24 protein-coding genes and 3 pseudogenes are annotated in these 22026 nt (G+C 34.2%); 18 read left to right on the top strand and 9 right to left on the bottom strand.

Annotation, left to right across the window (positions count from 1 at the left end; all coding sequences use genetic code 11):
• Nucleotides 1–236: 236 nt before the first annotated feature.
• The 4 genes from ABWU33_RS06170 to secG all read right to left on the bottom strand — a co-directional run bounded on the left by ABWU33_RS06170 (nt 237) and on the right by secG (nt 2922).
• Complete coding sequence (locus tag ABWU33_RS06170) at nt 237–644, bottom strand: nucleoside deaminase (protein ID WP_211907921.1); 408 nt, start codon at nt 642–644, stop codon at nt 237–239.
• A gap of 152 nt (nt 645–796) precedes the next feature.
• Nucleotides 797–955: a hypothetical protein gene (locus ABWU33_RS06165; protein ID WP_246433144.1), complete on the bottom strand. Its 159-nt coding sequence runs from the start codon at nt 953–955 to the stop codon at nt 797–799.
• Between the two features lie 39 nt (nt 956–994).
• The gene (locus ABWU33_RS06160) at nt 995–2602 is read right to left on the bottom strand and encodes a CTP synthase (RefSeq protein ID WP_127464150.1); all 1608 of its coding nucleotides are present in this window, start codon (nt 2600–2602) and stop codon (nt 995–997) included.
• A complete protein-coding gene (secG, locus tag ABWU33_RS06155; protein WP_250120325.1) occupies nt 2602–2922 on the bottom strand; it encodes a preprotein translocase subunit SecG in 321 nt (106 codons plus the stop codon). Before secG ends, ABWU33_RS06160 begins: the two co-directional genes overlap by 1 nt.
• 116 nt (nt 2923–3038) lie before the next feature.
• Between secG and ABWU33_RS06150 the strand changes: the two are divergent.
• Nucleotides 3039–3428, top strand: a pseudogene (locus ABWU33_RS06150) (gamma carbonic anhydrase family protein); the annotation flags it as partial.
• Nucleotides 3429–3470: 42 nt separating this feature from the next.
• Here the strand turns inward: ABWU33_RS06150 and ABWU33_RS06145 are convergent.
• Both ABWU33_RS06145 and ABWU33_RS06140 read right to left on the bottom strand, forming a co-directional pair.
• Nucleotides 3471–4349, bottom strand: coding sequence for an IS3 family transposase (locus ABWU33_RS06145; protein ID WP_353273672.1), 879 nt, complete (start codon nt 4347–4349; stop codon nt 3471–3473).
• On the bottom strand, nt 4325–4624 hold the full coding sequence (locus tag ABWU33_RS06140) for a transposase (RefSeq protein WP_353280344.1): 300 nt from the start codon (nt 4622–4624) through the stop codon (nt 4325–4327). The genes ABWU33_RS06145 and ABWU33_RS06140 overlap by 25 nt, the downstream gene beginning before the upstream one ends.
• A gap of 75 nt (nt 4625–4699) precedes the next feature.
• On the opposite strand from ABWU33_RS06140, the pseudogene ABWU33_RS06135 reads away from it, so the two are divergent.
• From ABWU33_RS06135 to ABWU33_RS06070, 14 genes and pseudogenes are all read left to right on the top strand, one after another.
• Nucleotides 4700–5140 (top strand): annotated as a pseudogene (locus ABWU33_RS06135) (major capsid protein); the annotation flags it as partial.
• An 82-nt stretch (nt 5141–5222) separates the two neighbouring features.
• Entirely contained in the window at nt 5223–5528 is a 306-nt protein-coding gene (locus ABWU33_RS06130; protein WP_214303342.1) for a hypothetical protein, read from the top strand.
• 1 nt (nt 5529) lies between these two features.
• Complete coding sequence (locus tag ABWU33_RS06125) at nt 5530–6030, top strand: phage tail protein (protein WP_264374787.1); 501 nt, start codon at nt 5530–5532, stop codon at nt 6028–6030.
• On the top strand, nt 6027–6500 hold the full coding sequence (locus ABWU33_RS06120; RefSeq protein WP_253308731.1) for a hypothetical protein: 474 nt from the start codon (nt 6027–6029) through the stop codon (nt 6498–6500). The genes ABWU33_RS06125 and ABWU33_RS06120 overlap by 4 nt, the downstream gene beginning before the upstream one ends.
• A complete protein-coding gene (locus ABWU33_RS06115; RefSeq protein WP_047759504.1) occupies nt 6487–6951 on the top strand; it encodes a phage baseplate assembly protein V in 465 nt (154 codons plus the stop codon). Before ABWU33_RS06120 ends, ABWU33_RS06115 begins: the two co-directional genes overlap by 14 nt.
• Nucleotides 6948–7194, top strand: a pseudogene (locus ABWU33_RS06110) (PAAR domain-containing protein). Before ABWU33_RS06115 ends, ABWU33_RS06110 begins: the two are co-directional and overlap by 4 nt.
• A gap of 2 nt (nt 7195–7196) precedes the next feature.
• Complete coding sequence (locus tag ABWU33_RS06105) at nt 7197–7532, top strand: GPW/gp25 family protein (protein ID WP_264706622.1); 336 nt, start codon at nt 7197–7199, stop codon at nt 7530–7532.
• Between the two features lie 2 nt (nt 7533–7534).
• Nucleotides 7535–8335: a baseplate J/gp47 family protein gene (locus ABWU33_RS06100; protein ID WP_226080699.1), complete on the top strand. Its 801-nt coding sequence runs from the start codon at nt 7535–7537 to the stop codon at nt 8333–8335.
• Nucleotides 8336–8598: 263 nt separating this feature from the next.
• Nucleotides 8599–9765 carry a phage tail protein gene (locus ABWU33_RS06095; RefSeq protein WP_353280640.1) on the top strand — a complete coding sequence of 389 codons (1167 nt, stop codon included), beginning with the start codon at nt 8599–8601 and terminating at the stop codon, nt 9763–9765.
• Between the two features lie 168 nt (nt 9766–9933).
• Nucleotides 9934–10647 carry an ankyrin repeat domain-containing protein gene (locus tag ABWU33_RS06090; RefSeq protein ID WP_353280638.1) on the top strand — a complete coding sequence of 238 codons (714 nt, stop codon included), beginning with the start codon at nt 9934–9936 and terminating at the stop codon, nt 10645–10647.
• A gap of 38 nt (nt 10648–10685) precedes the next feature.
• Nucleotides 10686–11150, top strand: a complete 465-nt coding sequence (locus tag ABWU33_RS06085; protein ID WP_353280636.1) for an ankyrin repeat domain-containing protein — start codon at nt 10686–10688, stop codon at nt 11148–11150.
• Between the two features lie 4 nt (nt 11151–11154).
• Nucleotides 11155–11589, top strand: coding sequence for a DUF2924 domain-containing protein (locus tag ABWU33_RS06080; RefSeq protein ID WP_230609237.1), 435 nt, complete (start codon nt 11155–11157; stop codon nt 11587–11589).
• Nucleotides 11583–13073, top strand: coding sequence for a recombinase family protein (locus ABWU33_RS06075; protein WP_230609239.1), 1491 nt, complete (start codon nt 11583–11585; stop codon nt 13071–13073). The genes ABWU33_RS06080 and ABWU33_RS06075 overlap by 7 nt, the downstream gene beginning before the upstream one ends.
• 93 nt (nt 13074–13166) lie before the next feature.
• Nucleotides 13167–13310 (top strand): hypothetical protein, encoded by a 144-nt coding sequence (locus ABWU33_RS06070; protein ID WP_230609241.1) that lies wholly within the window; start codon nt 13167–13169, stop codon nt 13308–13310.
• A gap of 297 nt (nt 13311–13607) precedes the next feature.
• On the opposite strand, the gene ABWU33_RS06065 is transcribed toward ABWU33_RS06070, so the two are convergent.
• Both ABWU33_RS06065 and ABWU33_RS06060 read right to left on the bottom strand, forming a co-directional pair.
• Complete coding sequence (locus ABWU33_RS06065; protein WP_353280634.1) at nt 13608–15614, bottom strand: ankyrin repeat domain-containing protein; 2007 nt, start codon at nt 15612–15614, stop codon at nt 13608–13610.
• Nucleotides 15615–15761: 147 nt separating this feature from the next.
• Nucleotides 15762–17201 (bottom strand): hypothetical protein, encoded by a 1440-nt coding sequence (locus ABWU33_RS06060; RefSeq protein ID WP_353280632.1) that lies wholly within the window; start codon nt 17199–17201, stop codon nt 15762–15764.
• A gap of 930 nt (nt 17202–18131) precedes the next feature.
• Here ABWU33_RS06060 and ABWU33_RS06055 point away from each other — a divergent pair.
• Nucleotides 18132–18869, top strand: coding sequence for a hypothetical protein (locus ABWU33_RS06055; RefSeq protein ID WP_353280631.1), 738 nt, complete (start codon nt 18132–18134; stop codon nt 18867–18869).
• Nucleotides 18870–18871: 2 nt separating this feature from the next.
• Here ABWU33_RS06055 and tnpA read toward each other — a convergent pair whose 3' ends face one another.
• The gene (gene tnpA, locus ABWU33_RS06050) at nt 18872–19309 is read right to left on the bottom strand and encodes an IS200/IS605 family transposase (RefSeq protein ID WP_265024376.1); all 438 of its coding nucleotides are present in this window, start codon (nt 19307–19309) and stop codon (nt 18872–18874) included.
• An 80-nt stretch (nt 19310–19389) separates the two neighbouring features.
• Here tnpA and ABWU33_RS06045 point away from each other — a divergent pair, with 80 nt between their 5' ends.
• Nucleotides 19390–19971 carry a hypothetical protein gene (locus tag ABWU33_RS06045; RefSeq protein ID WP_353280629.1) on the top strand — a complete coding sequence of 194 codons (582 nt, stop codon included), beginning with the start codon at nt 19390–19392 and terminating at the stop codon, nt 19969–19971.
• Between the two features lie 202 nt (nt 19972–20173).
• Nucleotides 20174–21907, top strand: a complete 1734-nt coding sequence (locus ABWU33_RS06040; protein ID WP_353280627.1) for an OTU domain-containing protein — start codon at nt 20174–20176, stop codon at nt 21905–21907.
• Nucleotides 21908–22026: the final 119 nt, after the last annotated feature.

The following is a 22026-nucleotide window of genomic DNA, read 5'->3' as shown; positions in this document are numbered from 1 at the left end:
TTCCAGTAGTGCAAGAAATCTAATTTCTACGTATTCAAATATGGAAGTTCTAGTTTGTTGAACAGAACGTTGAGAAGTATCAATAAGAAGCTCCCTTTTGAGTAAACTTTTCTGCAACGGAGTTATCGTAATAACATCCCTTATGTACGTTGAATGAGCAAATTGGTCAAATATACGAAAGAGTTATAATACAGATTTTACTCAAAAAATATTGAAACAATCTCACAGATCTTAAACTAAGTTCTCAATTTCTCAAAGAAATCTTTTAATAAAAGAGAACATTTTGTTTCTAATATTCCACCATAAACTTCAGGTATGTGGTTACAGAATTGAAATATTCTAGTGCCGTTTTCAACTCCTCCACCTTTGGGATTGTAAGCCCCGAAGTACAGACGTTTAATTTTTGCAAAAGAGATAGCTTGAGCGCACATCGGGCACGGCTCTAACGTTACGTACATTTCAGCTTCATAAAGCGTGGAAGTTGAAAATGCTTTTCTAATTGTTAACATTTCTGCATGTGCAGTTGGATCATTAGATATATTGTGTGCAGAGGAGATGATATTGTTTCCATTAACTATTACAGCACCTATTGGCACTTCGCCATCTTTCTGAGCAAGTTTTGCTTGCTCTATGGCAAGTTCCATGTATTGGTACTTAAACATTAGGTGCTTGGGTAAATATAATTTTCTTTTCTTGGCTTTTCTATTTTTTCTAGGTTATAGAATTCACTAAGGACTATTGTCCTTTTTACAAGGCTATCTATTTCTCGCTTTAAATATTTTTTTATTTCTTCTACCTATTTTAGTTCGTTTATAGCTACAACTACTTCTTCCATTATATCCTCTATAATTTGATCCTCCTCTAATTTATATATTATTTGTTCTACATGCCTATTCAATTCCTCGAAGGTCGCAGATCCATATGTAATGCTATCTTTACTATTTCTTAGTAACATTTTTTACCTCTCTATTAGAATATAGTTTATTCAGTTCTATTAAACTCTATTGTCAATAGCTGCCTTAATAAATGATGTAAAGAGAGGATGAGGAGAAAATGGTCTTGATTGAAATTCTGGATGAAATTGCACACCAATAAACCATGAGTGATTTTTTAGCTCCACTGCCTCTATGCATGTTTTATCTTCTGATATACCACTGCATATCATTCCATTCTCTTCTAAGTTATTTTTATAATCTAAATTAACTATATATCTGTGTCTGTGTCTTTCTGAAATAGTGACACTACTATACACATTTGCCATTTTTGAATTTGGATTTACATTACACTTGTATGTTCCAAGTCTCATGGTTCCACCAAGATCAACGTTCTTACCATCAGCGAGCTTGATGATTGGGTGTTTGCAAGTATAAAATTCTTCAGAGTGTACATCTTCAAGCTTAATAACGTTACGAGCAAATTCAATCACTGCAAGCTGCATACCAAGACATATTCCTAAAAAAGGAATGTTATTTACACGGGCATAGTTTATTGCTAATATTTTACCTTCTATTCCGTTATCACCAAATCCTCCTGGAACAAGGACTGAATTAGAGCTTTGTAATTTTTCTCTGATAAACTTTGCATCTATAGATTTTCCATTCTCTTCTCTTGAGTTGACCCAATTTATCTTCACTCTAGCTTTATTACTAATTGCACCATGGTTTAATGCTTCAATCAGTGATTTATATGCGTCAGGAAATTCAGTATATTTTCCTACTATGGAAACGATAACTTCTTGTGTTGGATGTCTCATAGAGTGTACTATTTGGTCCCATTCAGGTAAGCTTGGTTTTGGCTTACTTAAGTGAAAGTGATCCAAAATTTGTGTCCCGAGCCCACATTGATTATACAAGGACGGTAACTCGTATATATGGTTTACATCAGGAGCAGGTATTACGTTAGATAAAGAAACATTGCAAAGATTGGCTATCTTTTCTTTTTGATTATCGGAAATTTCTTTTTCACTGCGACATAATATAATATCTGGTTGTAACCCCGCAGAGTTTAACTCTCGAACTGAATGCTGTGTCGGTTTTGTCTTTAATTCTTGTGCTGCAGTGAGATATGGTATTAAAGTTAAATGAATAAGGATAACTTTTTGCTTTCCTAGTTTATAATTAACTTGGCGTATAGCTTCCAAAAACGGTTGGCTTTCAATATCACCTACGGTTCCGCCTATTTCGCATATTACAAAATCTAAATCTTCTGTACCATTAAAAATGAAAGATTTGATTAAATCTGTCACATGAGGAATGATTTGCACAGTTTTGCCTAGATAATCACCACACCTTTCCTTCTTTAATAATTTATTATATACTTTACCAGTTGTTATATTGTCGTCCTTGGTTGCTTTAATTTTAGTAAAACGCTCGTAATGTCCAAGGTCTAAATCAGTTTCAGCACCATCCTCAGTAACAAATACTTCCCCGTGCTGAGCTGGGCTCATTGTTCCAGGATCAATGTTGAGATATGGGTCAAGCTTTCTGATGCGAACATTGAACCCATGAGCTTGAAGAAGTGCTCCCACACTTGAAGCAACTAAACCCTTACCAAGTGATGAAACAACTCCACCTGTAACAAAGATAAACTTGGTTTCTTTCATTAATTTTCAAATGGAACAGAAGTTGATTGGCCTTCTTGCTTTTTTTCTGATATAATCTTCTCTGCAATTGATTTTTTATGTACATCTTTTGAACATAATCCTGATAGTAACAGTGTATTTATAATGAACAGTCCAGCAACTATAGAAGTTATTCTACTGAGTGGATTTTCAGAAGACTTTACCGGAATTATTGAATTCATTCCCTGCTGTGAATTACTAAAGCCACTTAATGAACTACTTCCAGGTGGCTGCAGGAGCACTAAAATTACCAATACAACAACTAATATTATTTGAAGTATACTAAGTACTGTTACTGACATTATGAATAGAGCTAAAAATAAAAATTTTAGGAGCATAAGGATCATAAGTCAAGAATATCTTTACCCGAGTAACTTGACTACTGGAATCCAAGTATGTATTAAACCTTATTTAAATTATGAGCTATCACATTTTAAAATACAAAGATTATGAGCCAAAAATGGATGAAAGTTCTTTTATCGCAGATGGTGTGCGTATCATAGGTAACGTTGAAATAGGAAGGAATGCGAGTATCTGGTTTAATTGTGTGATCAGAGGAGATGTTGGATCAATCAAAATAGGTGATGAAACGAATATTCAAGATGGCACCGTAATTCATGTAGATAGAAATCCAGGCGGTGACACGATTATTGGTAGTATGGTGACGGTTGGACATTTTTGTGTGTTGCATGCATGCATGATACATGATAAAGCATTTATTGGTATGGGCTCTGTTATAATGGATCATGCGATTGTCGAGTCTGAAGCTATGGTAGCTGCTGGTTCACTGGTGACACATGGAAAAGTGACCTTACCCAGAAAAAGTAGACAGAAAGTTAAGACGTTTTTGCTATGAGAATGATGAATCAAAAAGCTCAGGAATGCAATAGTTAATAGTAGAATGTCTACGCTGTTTATTATAAAAAATTTCTATATATTCAAATATTGCGGTTTTAGCTTGTTGTGCAGAGTGTTGTGAAGTATCAATGAGTAACTCTCTCTTAAGTGAACTAAAAAAGCTCTCTGAAACAGCATTATCATAACAACAACCTTTGTGACTCATACTAGAAGTAATATTTTTTGTACTTAGTAAAAATTGATAATTTTTAGAGGTGTATTGCGATCCTTGATCGCTATGAAATAGTAGATTTTTAGCAGATTTGCGCCTACCAATAGCCATGAATAACGCATCTATAACTAATTGCCTATTTACTGCATTACTCATTGACCAGCCAATCACCATGCGTGAATATAAATCTATTATTGCTGCCAAATATAACCATCCTTCATTAGTTTTTATGTACGTAATATCAGTTACCCATATCTTGTTAGGTTGATCAGCGATGAAATTCTGATTTAATATGTTAGGAGTTATAACTCTATTGTCTATTTGTGGTTTTTTACTTTTAAACTTTCGTCTAAGCTTAGCTTGAATGCCATTTTTCTGCATAACATTTTGCACTGTTTTGATGTTATAATTTTTACCTAAAGCCTTTAATTCAGCGTGAATTTTAGGAGCTCCGTATCTGCATTGTGATGCTCGATATACCTTCTGAATATCTTGTATGAGCTCTTCTCTTATTGATTTTTTGTTGTTTTTTTCCTTAGTAATCCATTTATAATAACCACAAGCAGATACGTTCAAAAATCTGCATAATTCCCGTATTTTATAGCAGTTTTCATGTTCTTTTATAAAAGAATATTTTACTCTTTTTGGTTTGCAAAATATCCCAGGGCTTTTTTTAAAATGTCTCTTTCCCTCGTTACTCTTGCCAGCTCTTTCTTTAAATAAAACTTTTCTTTGTCACAATGAGCTACTTTCCCTTTTCCTGGAAACGCATCTACTCCAGACATTCTATCATTGTATGTTTTTACCCATCTGCTTAATGAATCACCGCTAATACCCAAATCTCTTGCTATTTTTGCTGATGATTGACCTGTTTCTTTTACTAGTCTTATAGCTTCAATTTTGAATTCTGCTGTATATTCTTTTCTTTTTGTCATACCACACCTCTTTGAAAAAACGTTTTATTTTACTTCAAAAACGTCTTAACTTTCTGTCTACTTTTTCTGGGTAAGGTCAGTGGTGAATATATGACCGGGATTCATGCTTTAGTAAGCCCTGAGTTTTTTGATGCACTTACTTCTCATACTAAAGTAAAAGAAGCATATGAAAGATGGCAAGAAGGAGCAGCGCTTCGGAATGATATGAGGTCAGGGTTTACGTTCTGTGGAATCACATTTGAGGAATATAGAGGGCAAGCAACTGATCCTGAAGGAACCGTGAGAAGATTTATAGAAAGAGATACAGGGCACTGTTTTCCAGTAGGAACAGCAAGTACATTTACAACATATTTTGCACCAGCAGACTTTAATGAGACAGTAAATACCCTTGGACAGCCACTATATGCAAAACAAGAGCCAAGGAGGTTTGATAGAGGAACTGATTTACATACACAGTCAAATCCTCTGCCAGTGTGCCACAGACCAGGAACATTAGTAAAAGTCGTTGCAGCATAACAATACTGGTAGAGTAACTACAAGTTGGTGAGGCACAAGAGGACTCTACTAGTATATACCTTATTAGCATACTTATGAAAGAATGCAAGAGAATATTAAGAGATTACTAAAAGATTGTTTTGCCCATTTAGGAGAAGTGGCTTTGTATAAATCAAAGGATAAGTCATACATGGTACAAGTATTAAAGCAACAGCCAGATAAATTATACGAGATTGGTGAAGGACAATTTGTGGAAGAAACTTTAGCGTTAGAAGTAAGTGCGTTTGATGTGTTAAGGCCAATAGTAGGAGATGTTTTTGTTATAGGTGATCGAAGATATAAAGTACACTCACCGCCACTTAGAGACAAGTCTGGAATAACGTGGAAAATAAAAGCGTCTGGGGTGTAAAATGTCTGTTCATATAGAAGTTGAGGTAATAGAAAATGTAAATGCTAAAAGAAGAAAAGTAGAATTAGCAACGGTAAAGGCATTAAACAAAACGGCACTATGGTTAAAAGCGCAAGCAGCTAAGGAAATCAGTGAAGAAAAGCAGATAAAATTAAGTTTGATAAGAAAGAGATTAAGAATTTTTAAGGCGAAAACTAGCAGATTAGACGTGTTGATTAGAGCAAATCTCTATGACATTAGAGCATCGACAATTGGCAAGATACAAAAAACAAGAAGAGGATCGAAAGTAGGAAAGCATGAGTTTATAGGAGGATTTGCAGCAGTTATGCCAAAAGGAAATAGCGGTATGTTTAAACGTGAAGGAAGAGCAGCATTGCCAATAAAGGAAGTTAAATTGCCACTCGAACCTGAGGCTTCAAGGATAATAGGAAATCTTGTTAATTATGAGGTTGAGAAAGTGTTTACAAAATTTTTTGAACGTGAATTGAGCTATAAAGGATGAATTTGAAAGATTTACATGATAAAATTTGTACCACGCTGAAGAAAGAAATTTCTGCGATACAAACATGCGAAGTATATCCAGCAATAAGGAAAGAATTAGTAGCACCGGCAGTATTTATAGAATTATCAAGTCTAGAGCAAGGAAAAGATCCAGGAACAGAAGAATTAGCTCTGAAAGCAAGATTTGAAGCTAGAATAGTAGTTGATAGCACAATCGAAAATGCTCCTCTTATTGTCAGAACATTAGCTGCCGAGGTGGCAAAAGTTGTAAACAAAAATACATGGAATATAAAAAATGTTTCACCAGGAGAATTTATCTCTGCAGAAATTGACGGATTTAGACCCGAATTAGATGCATATTTGGTGTGGATGGTTGATTGGAGTCATCAGCTTCATTTAGGTAAATCGATATGGACAGAAAATAAGATTAAGCCACATACGATTATAATAGAAGAAAATGTTAGAGAGTAATTTTGCTATTTCAGAGCTGCAAAGAAAGTTAGCAAATATTGTACGAATAGGAGTTGTAAAAGAAGTAGATTATGAGAAAGCAAAAGTAAGAGTGAAGATAGGAGAACTTTTAACAGATTTTCTTCCATGGATAACTTCTAGAGCAGGAGAGGAAAGAAGCTGGCTACCACCAAGCATAAATGAACAGGTAGTAATATTGTCACCATTGGGAGAGTTATCATTAGGAGTAGTACTAGCTGGAATATATCAGCAAAATTATTCTGCTCCAGAGAATAGTGAAATGATTAACAGTTTAGTATTTCAAGATGGAACAAAGTTATTGTATGACAAAGAGAGCAAGAATCTTGAAATTTCTGTAGTGGATAAATTAAATTTCAAAGTAGGAAAATCAGAGATAGAAATGACAAAAAGTGGAATAAAACTGAAAGCAGAAAGGATCGACTTAAATTGAACAAAGGAATAGTGAGGTTAGGAGACTACTGTGGAGAAGCTATACCACATTTCTGCATTAGCGGAAGTAATAATGTTTTTGTAAACGGTAAGTCAATATGTAGACAAGGAGACAGTTTTAGTGAAGGAAGAGCATTAACTGAAGGATCAAAAACAGTGTTTGCAAATGGTCTTAGTGTAGGAAGAGTAGGAGATATGTGGGTTTAAAGTAATAAAAGGCAGTGAAAGCGTTTTTGCAAAATAGAAATGAAGGGTATGGATGCTAAAACAGGAAAAGCGTTAGAAGGAATAGAGCACTTAAAGCAGTCGATAATTGATATACTGACCACTCCTATTAACAGTAGAGTAATGAGAAGAGAGTATGGTTCTCGATTATTTGAATTAGTAGATAAGCCAATAAATAGAGATTTAACTTTGGAAATCTATGCAGCAACAGCAGAAGCACTGGGGAAATTTGAGAAGAGATTTAAGTTAGAAAAAGTAAAGATTGCTGAAGCTAAAGAAGGAAAAATGACTCTTGTACTTGAAGGTATGTATCTTTCAGAAGGCAAATTCATAGGTATTAGTGGAATAGTTGTTTAGAAATGCAGACATCTAATATTATTGAAAAACTAAGCTATGAGGAAATCTTTTCCAGAATGAAGGAGGAGTTAGTGTGTAGAGATGAAACCTTTTCAGCGTTAGTAGAATCCGATCCAGCGATAAAGATTCTGGAGGTAGCAGCCTGGCGAGAACTTTTGCTCAGACAAAGGATGAACGAAGCAGTAAAGAGTAATTTACTGAAATTTGCAAGGGGAGAAGATCTTGATAATTTGGCTGAATTTTATGGAGTAGAGAGGCAGAAAGAAGAAGATGATGAACGATTTAGAAAAAGAATTAAAGCAAAAATAGTGGGCTCAAGCACGTGTGGAAGCAAAGAACACTATCGATATCATGCACTGTCAGCAGATAGTAGAGTAAAAGATGCACTAGTGGAATCAACTATACCAGGGAAAGTACAAATTTCAATCTTATCAACACAATTATCCACAACTGGCATAGTGTCAGAAGAGCTACTAGAAATTGTAAAAAAGCAGGTTACTAGAGATGATATAAGGGTTTTAACAGATACAGTAACAGTGATAGGTTGCAATATTACGGAAATAGATATTCACAGCAGAATGAGCATAAGTCCTATAATATCAGAGGAAGAAATCAAGAAGCAATTTATTAAGAAGTTTGAAGAAAGTAGAAGGCTGGGATGGAGTGTAACAAGATCGTGGATAATAGCGAATCTATTTGTAGAGGGTGTAGAAAACGTAGAATTAATAGAACCAAAAGAGGATGTTGTGGTATTGGGGAATGAGTGTGCAGTGCTTGGCCACGTCAAGTTAGATAGGATTTAAAACGTATTTTTTTTGTTTTGTGCCAGTGAGGGGATTGCGTGCAATAAGTGGTTTAAGGTTCACTGGATCCAATGTTAGGGAGACGAAAGTATTGATATTCTTCCAGAAGTTGTAACTTGTTTTTTAAAGTATGGATAATATGGTCAAATATTATGGAGAGTGTTTTCGATATTAAGAACATCTTTATTTTTCTGCAATGATCTCTTGGTTACTCATAAGCTACCTAAATAAAGGAAATTAAAGCAACTTGAAAGAAAAGACAAATGAAAAGTTTATTACCGCCAAACGCAAAAAAGCAAGAGCAAGCACTGGTTAATGCAATCGATTATAAAGTTGATCCAAGCAGGATAAGAGGATTTAAATTTAGCCTAGGGGAAAAAATATTGCCGTGGTTGATTGAGGAATATGGTTTAGAAGAGATACTGCGTTGGGTAAAAGATAGAAGAAAAGCCGTAATAGAAGGAGTAAAATTTCAAAGACTGCGAGGAACACCTAAATCACTTAAAATAGCACTCAAGTGGGCAAATATAGAAGACATTACAATCATCGAAGAACCACCCGGTAAACACTTTTTTGAGTTGCAAGTAGGGATAAAAGAGGTACCAAATGACTTCTTCGTAGATGCAGTAGTAGAACTTGCAAAACTATCATTACCAGCAAGATCAAGGCTAATGAGGATTTTCAATGATCACCATAACGTTGATAGGTTTATTTTAGATGAAAGTTTATTCGGCAGCTTATTGTCAGACTATTCAGGTAGAAAAGTTGAAAAAGATGGACCAGTATTATCGTTTGGAAGAGTAAATTTTTTCAGGTCTAGTGGTCCAGTTATTAGGATTATAGAAAACTATCTACGCGATCATTATGAACGAGCTTTAAGCAATGATATATATCGCCTAGATGTAGCAATCCTTGGAGAAACCGAGCCTCACACAAAGAATTATAACGGTATTTATGAAAGAAATCATTTGTGGTACAACTTAAAAGCACTATATCCATTACCACAAAGTTTATTACCAGCAATTAAGTTTGTCAAAGCACAGATTGTACTGTCAGATAGCTGGAAATTAGGAGAAATAAATAGCTGTTTTCCTCTTTGTTATCAAGAAGAGATAGGAGGCACACTTTTCCTTGGTAATGATAAACTTTCTGATCAGCTATGGAACTTGGAATACAAACCAATTTTGGAAAGATTTAATATCAGCTATGAATATGAAGCAAAGAATCTTACTGATCAAAAGGTTGCGAAAGCTAATTTAACGGAATATCACGTTAGTTGCGAAAATGATAGAAGTTCAGGAAAAGAAGATTCGATACACGAATTAGAAAATTACATTTTAGTGTTTTATCCAGGAGTACTGAAATGGCACGAATATCGACATTTGCACAGAAGTTGGAAAAATAGTCAAGTAATATGTCTAATAAGTTAAGTATTTATATTTAGATCCTCATATATTATATTAATAATAGGTAAAAGTGTATGAAATAAAAAGAAAAGGACTTGCTTTCTCATGCTAAAAAGGACATGACTTGAATAGCGGCAGGTAAATATAAGAAATTTGTCTGGCGCTAGAAAAGCTAATTTTATGAGGTATGAAATGAGTTTTAGCAAGAGTAAGTTTTTTAAAGAAGTATCAAGTAACGGATTTAAAAATATTAACAAAAAAAATGAAGAAGGAGAGACGATCTTGCATCAAGCAGTAGAAATCTCTGATTACAAAACAGTGAGATTATTAATAAAAAAAGGATCAGAGGTAAATGCAAGAGATAAAAAGGGTTATACACCACTACACTGTGCAGTATTTGCGAAAAGCTTAGAAAATGTAAAAGTGTTGCTAAGGTCGGGAGCGGAAGTAAATGCCACTCAATATGTCACTGGATGTACGCCACTACACTCTGCGTGCAAAATAGGAGGAGTTGAAATAATAAAAGAGCTAGTAAAAGCAGGAGCTGAGGTTAATCAACTGAATAAATATGGTGCAACACCAATGTATTACATTTGGGAAAGTGAAAAGTATTGCCTATGTGATAGCAAAGAAAGTGAAAAGGCGAGCAAATTTCTGAGAGAAAAAGGTGGAGTAACAAAAAGTAGAGAACTGACGTGCTATGGAATAGAGAGGCTAGTGGGAGAAATAGCAGACATGTTGAATGGAAGCTACATGCCGGAGCTAAAAATAATAGAGATAGGAGAAATAAGGAAGAGAGACAAATCACTAATAAAGGAAGAATGTGAAAATTTAGCAAGCAAAATAATGAGCCAAGTAAGTGAAATGATAGATGAGGTAGAAAATGTAGTAGGAAGAAAGGCTTAAAAAGGGGACTTGATTTTAAAGAAAAGGTGAGGTGGATTATGTTAAAGCTTGGCAAATTTAATAAGTCAGCAGAAGAATTATTAGAGAACTCACATGAAAATATTTATGCAAGAGACGAGAAGGAACTGCATTATGCGGTAGACGCAAAAACAGTGAAGTTATTAGTCGAAAAAGGAGCGAATGTGAATGCTAAAGATATAGAAGGACACACAGCACTGCACCTAGCGGTAACGGAGAAACGTCTAGAAATCGTGAGGGAATTGATAAAATCAGGAGCAGACGTAAATGCTGAGGAATATGGAAATAAATGCATACCTCTACACCTTGCGTGCATGGTAGGTGAAAAAGAAATAGTGGAGGAGCTAGTGAAAGCTGGAGGAGAAATAGAGCAAGCGGATAAATTTGGAATGACAGCGATGGATTATGCGAAAAATAGCAAAAAGATAACCGAGGTATTAAAGAAAGAAACAGACAGAATTGAGAAGCTATTTATGAAGGGCTAAAAATATGGAGAAAGAAATAGAAAAGAAAGTAATGAATTTAGAGAAAAAACCTTTGAATGAGCTGAGAAAAATATGGAAGAAGGTATTTGTGGAAGAAGCACCTAGATACTCAAAGAAATATCTGATACCAAGATTAGCTTATAGAATGCAGGAAAAAGCGTATGGAGAAATGTCAAGAAAGGGGACAAAAAGACTAGAGTATCTGGCAGATCGGCTAGAGAAGGGAAAAAGAATAAGTAGCGATAAATTACCAGTAGAAGGAACAGAATTAATACTAGAGAGAGGAGAAGAGACGCATGCGGTAATGGTGACAGATAAGGGTTTAATCTACCGAGAAGAATTTTTCACGTCATTGTCAGCAGTAGCAGGAAAAATAATGGGAATGAGCTACAATGGGCCGCTTCTATTTGGAATGAGAGATAAGGAGAAAGAATGCTGAAAGAGGTAAGATGTGCGATATATACAAGAAAATCAAATGAGGATGGTCTCGAGCAGAAGTTTAATAGCCTTGATGCCCAGCGAGTAGCATGTGAAAAGTATATAAAGAGCAAAGAAGGCTGGGTAGCATTGGCAAAAAAGTACGATGATGGAGGATATTCAGGAAAAAATTTAGAAAGACCAGCGATAAAGGAATTATTTGAAGATGTCAGAGGAGGAGAGATAGACTGTGTAGTAGTATATACACTAGATAGGTTATCAAGAGAAACAAAAGACAGCATAGAAGTAACGTCATTTTTTAGAAGGCACCGAGTAAATTTTGTAGCAGTAACACAGATATTTGACAATAATACGCCAATGGGAAAATTCGTACAGACAGTATTATCAGGAGCAGCACAACTAGAAAGAGAGATGATAGTAGAGAGAGTAAAAAATAAAATAGCAACATCAAAAGAACAAGGTTTATGGATGGGAGGAACTTTACCGCTTGGGTATGATGTAAAAGATAAGGAATTAATAATAAATGAAAAAGAAGCAAAAACAGTGCAGCATATATTTGAAAGATATTTGGAGCTGAAGTCAATGGCAGAGTTGGCAAGAGAGTTAAACAGGGAAGGATACCGAACAAAAGCAAAAACGGATATCTTTAAAAAAGCAACGGTGAGAAGAATAATAACAAATCCAATATATGTGGGAAAGATAAGACATTATGACAAACAGTATGAGGGAAAGCACGATGCGATAATAGAAGAGGAAAAGTGGAAAAAAGCACAAGAATTGATAAGTAATCAACCGTATCGAGGAGTAAAATATGAGGAAGCGCTACTAAAGGGAATAATTAAATGTAAGAGCTGTGATGTAAATATGACGCTGACATACTCAAAAAAAGAGAATAAGAGATATCGATATTACGTATGCAACAATCATTTAAGGGGAAAGGGTTGTGAATCAGGAAGCCGAAATGTAATAGCAGGAGAAGTAGAAAAAGAAGTAATGAAGAGAGCAGAAGATTTATATGAAAAATGGGGAGAAAAAGCAGAAGAATGGAAAAATTTAAGTTTTGGAAAGCAGAAAGAAGTAGTGAAAAAGTTAATAAAAGGAGTAATGATAAAAGAAGATGGAATAGAGGTGAGTTTAGAGGATAAGGTGGAATTTATACCAATAAAAAAGAAAGGAAAGAAATGCACAGTAACTGAGCCAGAAGGCAAAACAAACAATGCACTACTGAAAGCAGTGGTAAGAGCCCATCTGTGGAAACGGCAACTAGAAGAGGGAAAATATGCAAGTGTAGGAGAGCTGAGTGCCAAAATTAATATAGGTACAAGACGTATACAACAAATTTTAAGGTTGAATTATTTAGCACCAAAGATTAAGGAAGACATAGTAAATGGGAGACAGCCAAGAGGTTTGAAGCTATCTGATTTGAAAGAAATACCGATGTTGTGGAGCGAGCAATTAGAGAAATTTTATGGATTAGCATCTTAATTTACAAAAGCAACGGGAGATTGAAAAGAGTATGTGCAAGAAGGAGCTGCTACAAAGGGCCATGCCAAAAGATATTGAGATTGATGTAAGTCGATGTTACAAAATCAATTATGCGAAAATATTAATATAGATGATGAAGATTTTAGCATACTAGATGCAACAGTGGTAGACAATGTATACAATTTAGCTGCATATTTTAATAGTATAGCTTTTCTTATAGTAGTCCGAACAGGGTAAGATATGTGTTTATGGCTATAGTAGGCCAGTAGCATATTATGATTTATTTGGATTATTGTGAAAAGAGCTATAGATCTGGAAAAAAAATTCTGTAAAAGGTCGGCTCAGCCAATCGTGTTTTAATACAGTCTCATATCCTGAAAATACACCTTGTGGCCAGCTCCTGTACAATGACATCTCATTTTCCTGAAAAACAACATAAAAGAGTATTCTTAAAAGATTATTGATATCGATTCGACTCCTTTGCAATAATTTATTAACTGTAGTAATTTATATTTAAATAATAATTTTCAACTTTTATGGTAAATTAGCAATTTTTTCCCTAGAATCAGAAACTCTTCTTAATTCTTCACGTTTTACCCATGAACCCTTCTGCTTATTGGATTCGCTTATTAATTCAGGACGCATTAACCCACCAGATCTAGCAAAAACACCTCGGTCTATGGCTTCAATGACTGATAAACCTCCCAGTAAGCAATTTTGTCCTATTTCTTCATAATTTTCTATTCCCTCATTACAATCTTCTATTGCTTCATTATAACTTTCTATTTTATCAAGTAGAAGTAGGCCTTCTTCACTCACCTCTACTTTTATCCAATTTTTATTTTTCTCATCAGGATATAACCTAACTTCTAATTCTCCCAAACTAGTATAGAAAGTTAATACTACATCGCTGCCTTCTGTAAGATCTGTGTAATTCCTTATGCCATCTTCAATTTTAATTTCTACTTCACTATTACCGATCTTTACTATATTTCTTCCACACTTTACATCTCCATCTGTTAGACCTAAATCCCTTGCCCCATCTGTTATCTTTATAATGTCTATTTTACTATCTTTAGAATATTCTAAGTAAAAAACGGAGTTGTCTACTCTTACATCTTTTAGCTCGCTATTGGTTGCATTTTTTGCGATTTCAATAAACTTATGAGAATTGCTAACATAATCTATATAAGCTTTTTTTAGGTTAGTTTTATGCTCTTTAAATTCTGGTGTCAGTGTGTTAGCATCAACTGTATTACCAAACACTGCCCCTTTTGATACTAATTGACATATTATATTACTAGCAACTTTAGGATTTTTTTCCAACTCACTGATTTTTTTCATCACATAATCGGTAAAAGTGTATTCATTACCTGAAAAGAAATCTTGTGAAAGAGAATAGTTTAATCGTACACCAGACTTTATAGCATCGTTTACAATCTCTTCAAGTTCAGCCATATTTTGAGCTTGAAACATCTTATCAGAAAACTTATTTAACTTCTCCTTTTGATTTGAGGTTAAATTAACGAGTAATTTGCTGACCTGTCCTTTCTTTTGCTGACGATAAATAATATTTTTATCATAATCTAATGCTCCTGCTTCTAGAAATATTTTTCTTAACTCTTGAGCAAGATCTTCATTGTCCCAAGCAAAACGTTCAACATATGAGAACACTTTTGACTCACCCATTCCGTGCCGAATATTTAGCACCACTTTTAGGTCTGAGTCTCTTTTATGCTTACTTAAAAACTCCTTTAAATTTTTAGTGCAGTCTGAATCTAGTGCAAGTAAGTCATACAATTCCTTATTCATCTTTTTCTGTTTATCAGTTAAAAATAATTCTTCTATATTATAGCAGAGTTTATTAGTTGCTATTTGTTGTGGAGTTTTACCCTTTCTACTTGTTATATTAGGGTTAGCTCCTTTTGAGAGGAGAGAGTTTGTATTATCGTAATGACCTTTGGCAGCAGCAAGGCATAATGGTGTTTTTCCTTTATTATCTTGTATGTTAGGATCTGCGCCTGCTTCTAAGAGTAAATCTATAGCCTGATTTCCTATGCGACGAAATCCACCAATATTTGCTCCTGCAATCGCATGCAATACTGTTGATTGAGATTCTCCTCTTCTTAGGTTAAGAATCACTTTTAAATCTTTATTGTTTTTATTATCATGTAAAAATTCTTCAAGGGGCTCAGTATTATCAAATGAACCACAGTTAGAAGCTAAACATTTTAGAGCACTAAGTAACTTTTTGTTTAAAATTTTTTGACTTGGCGTAAGATCATGGTCCAGAGCAAACCAAACACAAATTTGTTCACTTAATCCAAGTTTGCTATCTATCAAAGATAATGGTTCATTATAGTTTCTGACTGATGGTAAGTCTCCTGAGTACCACATATCATTCATCAGCTCATTTAATAAATGCTCTTTAGATGATAGATGTTCTATAATGGACTCATATTCGAAATCATATAGTTCTGATTTGGATTTTGGCTTTAGTAGATTGATGATAGATTTTACCATCCCAGTAGACTCACTCATACTTACCCCTTAAGCTAAGATATATGATATATTGTATGCGATATGTAACATTAAGTCAATAACCATAATCTTTTTACTACTTATGTCGTTTGTTAAGTTTTTATGGTGAGTAATATAAGATCTTTAGACAATCAAGCAGTTTAGCATTTACCCTACAGTACGGCTTGTTGTCTGTTTTGAATTTGTTACTATCTCACACCAACTATTTTTTTTCTTTTCATTAGATAAGGTAATTTTTTCAGAAGATTGACGTAGTGTTTCATGTTTTTCAAAATATCCTCGTTTAATCGCATCATGTACTGAATATCCACCAAGTAAGCAATTTTCTCCTATTTCTTCCTTATCTTTTAATTGATCAAGTTTCTTCTTGTCATCGTCACTTATCTTTACTTCAATTTTATTGTTGTCTTTATCACTAGAACGTAGATGAATACTAATCTTTCCTACTTCAGTAGTAAAAGACATTTCAATGCCACCTTCTAAAACGTCTGTATAATTTCTTTTTCCTCCTACATTTTCAACTCTTACTATACTCTTTCCAACATGAAATATATGATGTCTAAAACTTAAATCTTTCACTTTTGGATTATTTATAACTTTTGCAACCTCAACAGTGCTATCTTGCGAATATTTTACATAAAAATATCCATTATCCATTTCTACGTGTAAAGCTTTGCCTTGGGCACTACTGTTTATAATACCTTCATCTGCTACGCTTTTTAGCTTGTTATCGATTTCTTCACGTTCTGCAAAAATCTCATAACTGAACCCATAAGTTGCATACAATAACTTATCATCATAAAAGGAACTGCATTTTACTCTTCCACCTTTTAATAGTAAATTACTCATGATATTGCGTATAATACCTATATTTTTATCATCTGATACACCCTCGTAGGCAGGAATATCTCTTATTCCCTTAGAAACTAAACTTGTTATAGTCTCACTATCGTCTGATAAACTCTCATAAGGTGGTAATCCCTTATGCTGTCGTATTCTATCAGGGATATTTCTTATTTCCTTAAAAATTAAACTTGTTATAGTATACTTATCATCGTTATATTTTGAATTGAGTCTTATCCCTTTTTGCAAATATTTATTTGTTATGCACTCTATACGCTCTAAAGCAGTGTTTGTAAAATTTTCATGCTTATCCCTATAACCTTGATCATTTTTTGTTACTACATCTTTTAACTCTTTACGAAATTCATCAATTAGACTTCTCTCACTTTCAGTCAGTAGTAGATCTAACTTAATTAAAGCAGAGTCTCTTGGACTAATAGGGTAATTTTTCCAATATAAATCACTATCATCAGTTTCACTCTGATACGACAATGTATGTTTTACACATGTGTCAACAGCCTCCCTAGTTTCATGTCTCTGATCAAGGTCATAACATTCCGAAGGATTACTTATTCCTTGAACAAACAAACTATAATCATCTAAATCTGTTATGTCATCTTCAGGCGTTGGTCCCTCATTGCTATTACACTCAATTTTTGAATGCCATGGCTCAGTATTTAATTCCTCTCCTAGCTTTTGTTCACTGATAGATTCTACAACATATTTTACTGACTCTGTATCCATACTACCTCCTAGCCTAGATATAGAATATATTATGTACAATATATAATATTGGTCAAGCTAATTTCAACACAATCTTTTTACTACTCATATTTTTGTTAAGTTTTTATGGTGAGTAACAATGGAGTATGTAGATAGGTTAAAAGTTGCTTATGACTGCAAATTTGAGCTAATTTTACTATAGATTAAAATAGTTAAGACCTATATTTGATATCACTATTATTAAGAGCGTGATGGATTATGCTTTAAAGGAGTACGGAAACTGCTGAAGTTTTTACAGCAAACCTGTATGGAGCAACTTCAGCAGAATAAACAAACACATGCCAGTATTAGTAGAGAATTATTTATAAGTCAATTAACTTTTTCAAAAAATATTTTAGTGAAGATACCATGCTAGCTAGTGTTATAAACAATTCAATTGTTTACTCCTTCAAAAAAGATCGTATATTTTTGAGAACAAGTTGCGTAAAAATAAGGTTATAAAAATAGAAGATTTAAATTATTTCCATAAGCTTAGGCAAAACAGTTCGTATGTATATATGGATAAAATGGGCTAATATGGCTAGTTTTAGCGTATAGCAAAGTCAGAATACAAAAAAGTTCGTATGTATCGCGCGGTAGACCAACTGATTCCAAGAAAAATTGTTCTCACCGTCCCTGGTTTTGAGCACTGAAAATGGCTATATTATTTAAGCTATTAGTAAAATACGTTGTTAGATTAATACTAATTTTCTTAAGGAGGAATTTAAGGCAAACTCATAATGAAAACAGAATTTGAAGGTAAAGAAAAATCCCGTACCGACCTTCTTAAGAGACTTTTGCCTAAAACTACTTTGGGTTAGAAAATTTTCTACAATAATGATTGACAAGTTTTAAAGATAGAATACTATACTTAAAATGTAATTGATAATCTAATTAATTAAGGTAGTGGCTATGTTGCGTTCAGATATTCCAAAAGTTTTGTTTTCGTCTATTAAAGAGGATGATCCCCATAGAGCATCTAAGCTTTTTCAAATTGAACGCTGGTGCTATGCAAATTGGCGTCTGCACCAAAAAAGTGGCAAAAAAGGACGTAATTTTCTTGCACAGGTATTGTCTAGTGAGGATTGTTGGAAAAAAGTAGACAATTTACATGGAGTTAAGCTTGATAGGCAAGTCGTAGGCAAAAAGTTAATTGCGCCAGATTCAGGTAATCTCTTTGATAAGTATGCCATTGCCTGTAGTTGCTGTCTAGAAGAAGATATTATTGCTTTGTTTGAGGAAAGAAAAGAGGAATTATCAGCTCAAGGTAAGAGTAGTCTATTGGAGTATGAGCACTTAGTTAGGTGTTGCGGGTCGGGTCTTTTAGCGCAGTTTTGGTCACATTTTATTAGCGGTTATATCTCTAAATTAAATTTAGATGGCTGTCATCCATATGAATATGGACTTAAGTGTGCTGTGAGCCTTAAGCAGGAGCAGGCAGTGGAATTCTTTTGGAATAAAATAAAATCATTACCTGAAAGTGAGATGAGTGAACAGAAAAAGGATGAAATCTTGATGAAGACAGCAGTATATGTAGCAGGGAACCGTTGTAATAGTTATCCTGAAATATTCGAGTTTTGTTTTACTCAACCACTATCGGCTGAGAGCCGAAAGGTTGGATATAGCGCTGGAAGCGCGGTGAGAAGCTAAAGCTACTCCAATCTTATACTAGATATAGAATGAGGCTGATGTGCATCTGTATGTTTATTGATGTACTCATTAATGACTTCATCTGTGATATGTCCGCTGGTAGCACTAAAGTATCCTCTTCCCCAAAAACGCTTTCCCCAGTACATTTTATTTAGCTCTGGAAATTCTTGTTGAATTTTGCGTGAAGACCTGCCTTTGGCTCTTTGAACAAAATCACTCACAGCTATATGAGGAGGTATTACTACGAATAAATGTAAATGATCTGATGATATTACTCCGTTTTCTATCTTAATCCCCATTTCTTCAGATACTTCTGCTATGATTGTTCGTATTCTCTCCTTCATAGCCTTAGTTAATACTCTGTACCGATATTTTGTAATCCAGACTATATGGTACCTATGATAAAATACAGTGTGTTTTCCTTTGTCATATTCCGTCATAACTATACTTTATAAAGTACAGTTATGACATTGACAAACTAAAGTTTCTCCACCTAGAAGGTGGAGGCTTGTACCATCTTATGGAAAGTCAAATAAGTCCTGATAAATATCCAGAACTTCTAAAAAGAGACTTAGCTGAAAATGGTTATTATGGTAGTTTGAATACACTACAGGGTGCACTTCGCTTTGATAAATTTCAGGAATTATTTGATTGTTTAAAGCCAAATGATGTTCCAGAAGATGATTATAATATCTGGTTAGACATGGAAATCAAAAAACATTCAGAGCCTTATGTAAGTGAAAGTGTAAAGCTTTTTATGCATATGTGGATGAAGGAAGGATTTGATAGCCATCGTGCTTTAGTGATAAGAGAGGAACTAGAGGATAAATCACCTCTTTTCTGTACAGTTTTATTAACACCTTTAGTAGAAAAGGGCTGTATGGAACCAGTATGGGCGTTATTAAATAAAGCTAATTCTGATCAGGTTAAAGAGTTTATGTGTTCTAAACAGGCAGGCTACATACGATCTATATTGGAAAAAAGAGATGCTGATTCATTGAATAAGTTTCTAGCATATAGAAAGTCTACAGATGAAGAGTTCACTAGCTTAACTGAAGTTGAATTAAGCAAAGCATGTGAGCAATTAGGGTTAGGCAATTAAGGTATTATAAGGCAATTCTATAAAGTAGGTGGTGGTTTCTTGTTACTACTTTAGCTTCTGTCAAAAAGATGTTGCATTGTAATACAAATGTTATATACACAAGTCAGCATGTAGGCAAAAATAGCTTTTATTATTGATATCTCTGATGGTTATACAATAAGCTTGGTATAGTGGGTTTAGTATAATATAATGAAGGGGGTTTGTGTTCAAGATACAATATCCAACAGATCATCTAAAAAAAGAAGATGTTAATTCAAAGATTACTGAATTATCGGATGAAGTGCAATATATAGAGCAAGCTAGAGAATTTTCTCAACTTAAGCGTTATCGGAGATCTGATGTTGATTCCGAAAGTGGAAGTCAGATTAAGAGAATCGATGTTCCAGGAGACGGTAGTTGCTTGTTTTGGTCTGTTACTATGGCTTACTTAATACCCGTCAGAAACGACGATGCTTTATTTCGACAAAGGTATGAAGTACTATTTGGAAATGATGGAACTGTAACCCAAAATTTAGATCATATTAGAGGTTTGGTTCGGAATTTAGGTGCTGCGAATTATGATGATACATTTGCAAATTTAGTAAGAAACTTATTTCGTAATCGAGTAGTTGATCACATAAGTTCTTATAGAAATGAGTTCAGAGATTTTGTTGAAGGTGATTTTGAGCGTTACTTGGAAAACATGAGGAACCCTGATACTTGGGGAGGTGAACCTGAAATAAGAGCAATGAGTGGAATGCTTAGCGCAACGATTAGTGTTTCTGGTGAAGTTGAGACTCAATATGGTAATGGGGATATTCAAATACAATTATTTCATGTTGGTGCACCAGGTAAACGAAACCATTATAATTTTGGTCTTGAAAGGAATATTATTGATAATGATAAAGAGCTTGCAAAAGGCTTAAAAAGAGTCATGGGTAAAGTAAGACCACAAGACTTTGAGTTAATACAGTTATTGATAGAGGAAGCAGATAAAGAAGTTGGTATAAGCCGGCAAGATGAGGATTTTAAATCTTTTGAACCGAGATTTCAGTCATTTGTGGATCAGATTCCATCTTATTTACACTCTGTAGAAAAAGCAGGGTTTTTTACACACTTCTTCCTAGGTAGTTTTTCTACTTTGTTGGATACAGAGATGGCAAAAAAGCTAGACATCAAGGAGATTTATTTTAGCTTTGACGGTGCAAAGACTTTGAAGGTAGCTATTATAAAAAATGGTGAAATGAAGAGTCAAAAAGATGTGATCGATAAAGTAAAATTATTTGTTATATCAGAAAGTGGTTCTCATTCTTACACTCAAGAGTTTGATCAAGGTGAATTGAAGGAGGTATTAGGCAAGCTTTACTCTCTTATTGAAAATAACCTAGATAAAATTAAAGTTAAATCAATAAAAATCATTAAAGATGCCGGTCATCAGGGAGAAATAGTTGTTGATGTGAAAGATAAAGGAGTAGACATAGAACATAATTCTGAAGTTCAATTTAAAAAAGTGAGAAAAGGGTTATGGAGGGATCCCGAAGTCGATATAGCGAAGCTAGCTATTTCCAATCAGCGAACAGTTAAAGCATCTTTAAGGAGAATTCTTGATAAGATTTACACAATTCACTCCGAATATGCAGACTCACTAATCTATGCTAGCAGAGCACGTGAAGCAGCACATCATGGGTTTGCGGTAGGCGTTTTCATGAATTTCCACTACAGGTATAATTTTAGAGTCTACCCAGAGCAATTTGCAGGAAGGGGTTATGCAGATATTATCTTGCTGGCTCGTGGTCCTGATCGTGCATTGGATTCTATTCCCATTATTATTGAATTAAAAGCGGGAGCAGGTTCTAATGCTACTCCAGATAAGGCTTTGCAGCAAGCAGAAAAGTTCTCTAATTGCATAAAAGTCAACAATAATTTTTTGTATCATGAAAAATATTTTTTGATGTAAAATTCAGCTCTAATACAACCTTTTATTTATTATTGTATTATCTTATTCAATCAAAAGAGGTTTTATTGGCAATAAAAACATCAACACTAATTTCCAATTAATCTCTTTTAAACTATGTA

It is taken from the genome of Wolbachia endosymbiont (group B) of Cyclophora punctaria, from assembly GCF_964028235.1.
Taxonomy (GTDB): domain Bacteria; phylum Pseudomonadota; class Alphaproteobacteria; order Rickettsiales; family Anaplasmataceae; genus Wolbachia.
The sequence above is the reverse complement of the archived record's forward strand: the minus strand, read 5'-3'. Positions and strand labels throughout refer to the sequence as shown.

Bases quoted from the DNA above. Each gene is read 5' to 3' on its own strand.
- ABWU33_RS06170 (WP_211907921.1), bottom strand. From the start codon at position 644: ATGGAACTTGCCATAGAGCAAGCAAAACTTGCTCAGAAAGATGGCGAA.
- ABWU33_RS06165 (WP_246433144.1), bottom strand. From the start codon at position 955: ATGTTACTAAGAAATAGTAAAGATAGCATTACATATGGATCTGCGACC.
- ABWU33_RS06160 (WP_127464150.1), bottom strand. From the start codon at position 2,602: ATGAAAGAAACCAAGTTTATCTTTGTTACAGGTGGAGTTGTTTCATCA.
- secG (WP_250120325.1), bottom strand. From the start codon at position 2,922: ATGTCAGTAACAGTACTTAGTATACTTCAAATAATATTAGTTGTTGTA.
- ABWU33_RS06140 (WP_353280344.1), bottom strand. From the start codon at position 4,624: ATGACAAAAAGAAAAGAATATACAGCAGAATTCAAAATTGAAGCTATA.
- ABWU33_RS06130 (WP_214303342.1), top strand. From the start codon at position 5,223: ATGCAAGAGAATATTAAGAGATTACTAAAAGATTGTTTTGCCCATTTA.
- ABWU33_RS06125 (WP_264374787.1), top strand. From the start codon at position 5,530: ATGTCTGTTCATATAGAAGTTGAGGTAATAGAAAATGTAAATGCTAAA.
- ABWU33_RS06120 (WP_253308731.1), top strand. From the start codon at position 6,027: ATGAATTTGAAAGATTTACATGATAAAATTTGTACCACGCTGAAGAAA.
- ABWU33_RS06115 (WP_047759504.1), top strand. From the start codon at position 6,487: ATGTTAGAGAGTAATTTTGCTATTTCAGAGCTGCAAAGAAAGTTAGCA.
- ABWU33_RS06105 (WP_264706622.1), top strand. From the start codon at position 7,197: ATGAAGGGTATGGATGCTAAAACAGGAAAAGCGTTAGAAGGAATAGAG.
- ABWU33_RS06100 (WP_226080699.1), top strand. From the start codon at position 7,535: ATGCAGACATCTAATATTATTGAAAAACTAAGCTATGAGGAAATCTTT.
- ABWU33_RS06095 (WP_353280640.1), top strand. From the start codon at position 8,599: ATGAAAAGTTTATTACCGCCAAACGCAAAAAAGCAAGAGCAAGCACTG.
- ABWU33_RS06090 (WP_353280638.1), top strand. From the start codon at position 9,934: ATGAGTTTTAGCAAGAGTAAGTTTTTTAAAGAAGTATCAAGTAACGGA.
- ABWU33_RS06085 (WP_353280636.1), top strand. From the start codon at position 10,686: ATGTTAAAGCTTGGCAAATTTAATAAGTCAGCAGAAGAATTATTAGAG.
- ABWU33_RS06080 (WP_230609237.1), top strand. From the start codon at position 11,155: ATGGAGAAAGAAATAGAAAAGAAAGTAATGAATTTAGAGAAAAAACCT.
- ABWU33_RS06075 (WP_230609239.1), top strand. From the start codon at position 11,583: ATGCTGAAAGAGGTAAGATGTGCGATATATACAAGAAAATCAAATGAG.
- ABWU33_RS06070 (WP_230609241.1), top strand. From the start codon at position 13,167: ATGTTACAAAATCAATTATGCGAAAATATTAATATAGATGATGAAGAT.
- ABWU33_RS06065 (WP_353280634.1), bottom strand. From the start codon at position 15,614: ATGAGTGAGTCTACTGGGATGGTAAAATCTATCATCAATCTACTAAAG.
- ABWU33_RS06060 (WP_353280632.1), bottom strand. From the start codon at position 17,201: ATGGATACAGAGTCAGTAAAATATGTTGTAGAATCTATCAGTGAACAA.
- ABWU33_RS06055 (WP_353280631.1), top strand. From the start codon at position 18,132: ATGTTGCGTTCAGATATTCCAAAAGTTTTGTTTTCGTCTATTAAAGAG.
- tnpA (WP_265024376.1), bottom strand. From the start codon at position 19,309: ATGACGGAATATGACAAAGGAAAACACACTGTATTTTATCATAGGTAC.
- ABWU33_RS06045 (WP_353280629.1), top strand. From the start codon at position 19,390: ATGGAAAGTCAAATAAGTCCTGATAAATATCCAGAACTTCTAAAAAGA.